3 protein-coding genes are annotated in these 4,260 nt (G+C 70.5%); all 3 read left to right on the forward strand.

The genetic code is table 11. The annotated features are described in order from the left end of the window. Positions 1-405 (forward strand): PEGA domain-containing protein (locus tag FL344_RS37880; RefSeq protein WP_141621923.1); only part of this gene is annotated, 405 nt, incomplete at its 5' end. 38 nt (positions 406-443) lie between these two features. Further along, on the forward strand, positions 444-2,924 hold the full coding sequence (locus FL344_RS37885; protein ID WP_141621925.1) for a TonB-dependent receptor: 2,481 nt from the start codon (positions 444-446) through the stop codon (positions 2,922-2,924). Then, positions 2,921-4,135 (forward strand): hypothetical protein, encoded by a 1,215-nt coding sequence (locus FL344_RS37890; protein ID WP_141621924.1) that lies wholly within the window; start codon positions 2,921-2,923, stop codon positions 4,133-4,135. The genes FL344_RS37885 and FL344_RS37890 overlap by 4 nt, the downstream gene beginning before the upstream one ends. Positions 4,136-4,260 lie beyond the last annotated feature (125 nt).

The following is a 4,260-nucleotide window of genomic DNA, read 5'->3' on the forward strand; positions in this document are numbered from 1 at the left end:
GCCCAGGCCGTGCCCGAAGCCAAGGCGCCCGAGGCCGCCCTCCCGCCCGTGGAGTCCGCGGCGGGTGCGTCCGACGAGGAGCTGGCCCTGGCTCCGCTGACGCGCCCCACCGTGAAGCCGGTGCGCTTCCTCATCGTCAGCGACCCCATGGGCGCGCGCGTGACGTACCAGGGGAAGGACCTGGGTGAGACGCCCCTGAACCTCGAGGTGGCGCCGAATGCCAGCGGCGTCGCGGAAGCGGCGCTGACCTTCACCCTGGACGGCTACCAGCGCGCCCGCGCCGTCGCCAAGGGCGCGGGCCCCGAAGAGCGCTTCACGCAGAAGCTCCAGCCCAAGAAGAAGGCGAGCACGCGGCCTGGAAAGGCCCCAGACTCGTCGCCCTACAAGGACGACCCGTACAATTGAAAACCCTGACAGCCTTCAAACGAGCGGGGCTCCTCGCGATGTGTCTGTGCGCGGGGGAGGCCCTGGCGGACGCCCGCCTTGAGGCCCGGCGCCACTTCCGCAGCGGCATGAGCCTCATCGCCCAGAAGCAGTACGACGCGGGCATCGCCGAGCTCGAAGCCGCCTACGCCATCAAGCCGCACCCCAACGTCCTCTTCAACATCGCCCGCGCCTACCAGGACTCGGGCCGGTCGAAGGCGGCGCTGGAGGTGTACCAGCGCTACCTCGCCAGCAATCCACCGGACGCGGCCTCCGTGCTGCCCACGGTGGCCGCGCTGGAGGAGAAGCTGAAGGCCGAGGAAGCACAGGCCGCCGCCGCGCAGGACCCGTCGTCGCTGCCCATGCCGCCGCCCCCCGCGGGCATGCAGTCGCAGCAGCAGTTGAGCGCGCTGCTGGAGCGGCTGGAGAAGGCCATTGAGCGGGCCGAGGCCATGCCCGTGGGGAGCGCCACCATTCCCGGCCTGACGCCCACCGGCGTCGCCTCCGCCAGCTCGGACGACTCGGCCAGCGGCGTGGACCTGGGCGCGGTGCCCTACGAAGAGCGCGTGGTGACGGCGAGCCGCCGCGCGCAGTCCTCGCTGGACGCGCCCAACGCCACCACCGTCATCACCGCCGAGGACATCCGCCTGTCGGGCGCCACGTCACTGCCGGAGCTGCTGCGGCGCGTGCCCGGCGCGGACGTCATGGCCCTGGGCGTGGGCAGCGCCAACGTGTCGCTGCGCGGCTTCAACCAACGCATCGCCAACAAGGTGCTGGTGCTGGTGGACGGCCGCACGGAGTACCAGGACTTCCTGGGCCTCACCATCTGGTCCTCCATCCCCATCGGCCTGGAGGAGATTGAGCGCATCGAGGTCATCCGCGGCCCGGGCAGCGCGCTGTACGGCGCCAACGCCATGCTCGGCGTGGTCAACATCATCACCCGCGCGCCCGGCACCGGCCCGCGCGCGGAGTTCCACGCCACCGGCGGCACGGGCAACACCGCCGCGGGCTCCTTCGTCAGCCACGGCGGCTCGGGCGCGCTGCGCTACCGGGCGGCGGCGGGCTATTCGCAGACGGACAAGTGGAGCCGGGACTACGCCAGCGGCCTGCCGGACGTGACGCTGCGCGGCCCCGACCCGGACCTGGGCGCTCGCGGCGCGCGCGCGTCGCTGTCCGCCGTGTACACCTTCGCCGAAGGGCGCCAGGTGGGCCTGTCCGGCGGCGTGAATCGCTTCACCACGGAAATCTATCCGCCGGGCCTGCTGCGCAACTACTTCATCGACGGCGTCAACGCCTTCGCCAAGGGCGACGTGGAGCTGGGGCCGCTGAAGCTGAAGACGTTCTGGAACCACATCTCCAGCGACGCGGGTCCCCAGTATGAAGCCACGGGCCAGCGCTCGCTGGTGACGTCGCTCAACTCCAACCTCTTCAACGCCGAGCTGCTCTTCGCGCGTGACTTCGAGCTCGCGGGCACGCACCAGCTCAACATTGGCGTGGAGGGCCGCCTCAAGCGCGTGGACTGGGGAGACTACCTGGGCCCGCTGCGCGAGCAGGTGCACGCGGCCTTCTTCGTCCAGGACGAGTGGCGCATCGTGGAGCCGCTGGCGCTGGTGGCCAGCTACCGCGTGGACCGGCACCCGCTGCTCAACCTGGGCAGCCCGGGCCTGGCGCACTCGCCGCGCATCTCCGCGCTGTTCAAGCCTTTCGAAAACCACGCCTTCCGCGCGAGCGCGGCCTCCGCCTTCCGCGAGCCCACGTTCCTGGAGAGCTACACGCAGTTGACGGTGCCCGTGCCGGGCATCAACGGCGTCAGCACGCTCACCACCGGCAATCAGCAGCTGCGCCCCGAGCGCCTCACCGCCTTCGAGCTGGGCTGGCGCGGCGAGTCCCCGGAGCTGGGCATCGACCTGGACGTGGCCGTGTACCAGAACACGGTGAGAGACCTCATCGGTCTGTCCGGGGTGTCGCGGCTGCCGCCGGGCCAGTCGTATGACCCGGGCACCGGTTCGTACCTGCTGGGCAGCTCGTCCTTCCAGAACGAGGACGCCATCTACACCGCGCGCGGCGCCGAAGCGGGCGTCACCCTGGCGCCGGTGGACGGCCTGGGACTGAAGTTGAGCGCGTCGCTGCAGGACGTGACGTCGGACCGCGAGTCGGCGGCCGAGTGTGGCCCGTGCAACCAGGCGCCGCAGTTCCGGCTGTACGGCGGCCTCACCTACCGCTCACGCGCGGACCTGGAGTTCGGCGTGGACGCGGCCTACACCTCCGCCTCCACGTGGATTGAGCGCGAGCCCGCAGCCGCGGACCCCACGCGCATCGACCTGGTGTCCAACCCGCTGCGCGCCTACACCGTGGTGAACGCGCGCGTGGGCTACATGGCCGTCAAGGACTCCGTCACCGTCGCGCTGGTGGGCAGCCACCTGGGCGGCGCACATTCCCAGCACCCCTTTGGCAATCGCATCGAGCGGCGCGTCTACGCGACCCTGACGGTGACTCCATGAGCCGCCCCACCTTGTCCTCCTGGAAGCGGGCCGCTGGTGGCCTCGCCCTCGCGTCCGTCATCGGACTCGGCTGCGATTCACCACCCGTGGTGCCCACCGCCGACGTGCGGCAGAACACGCGCAACGCGCGCATCGACGGCAACCTGGTGGTGCAGTCACGCGCGCGTGGCAACGCGGTGGTGTTCCTCTACGACGCGGACCGGCCTCCGCCGCCGCAGGGCACCGGCCGCCCCCTCACCTTCACCGTCGTCTCCGCCGAGCAGCTCTTCGGCCCGGCGCTGGCAAATGACACGCCCGGCCCCTTCGTCGCGCCCTTCAGCTTCAGCCTGGTGCCCGAGGGCCGCTACATGCTCCGCGGATTCATCGACGCGAACGGCTGCGGCTCGGACGCGGGCGCGGACTGCCGCCGGTCCGACTTCAACCCCTGGTACGGCGTCACCAGCGAGCCCAACGCGGGTGACGTGGGTGGCGCGGCGGTGGACGCGACCGGCAGACCGCTCACGGTGGAAGTCGTGGCGGACGCGGACGGCCAGCCGCAGCCCCTCACCGGCGTGGCGGTGAGCTTCTCCGACACCGCGAGCGTGCTGAGGGACCGGCCCACGTTCCAGGTGGTGCAGGGTGACGGGCAGCTGGGCAGCTCGGTGAAGCAACTGCGCCTCCAGCCGCTGTCCATTCACGACGGCGCGGTGGACCAGCGCCCGGAAGGCTTCGCCGTCAGCTACCTGGACGCAGACAACGACGGCACCCCCGATGGCTTCTGGCCACGCGTGGTGGTGCGCAAGCTGGCGGACGACGCCAGCAACCTGGTGGACGAGAACGACCTGGACCGAGATGGCATCCCGGATGACACCGGCGTGGACTACGCCCACGCCGATGGCTCCCAGGACGGCGTACCGGATGTCGTCGTGCTCAACGCGCGCCTGGTGCCAGACAGCATCACCGCCGCGCTCACCGACGAGAACGGCAACCCTCGCATGGAAGGCGCCGTCGTTCCGGAGCTGGTGGTGGAAGTGCGACCCCAGGCACTGGATGCCCGGGTACCTACCAACCCCGTGCCGCTGCGTGAGATGCCCCGAGGTCGCTACGCGGTGGTGTTGATCCAACCCAGTGGACAGACATGGCGTGTGCCCAATGAACTGGCACCCGCCCTCGCGTCTGGACTGGGGCTTCCTGCTGTGGAAAGTCAGGCTTTCTTCCTGGAGGTTCCCTGAGTGGCGGTGCTTTGACTTCGGACGCTCCATCCGCCAACATGATCGCCGTTCCCCGGGGAACTGCCCCAATTGAGGTTGATGATCCGATGAAGGCCGGAACCCTCCCCGAGCCCACGAGACGCTCA

The sequence above is a fragment of the Myxococcus sp. AB036A genome (assembly GCF_006547355.1).
GTDB lineage: Bacteria > Myxococcota > Myxococcia > Myxococcales > Myxococcaceae > Myxococcus > Myxococcus virescens.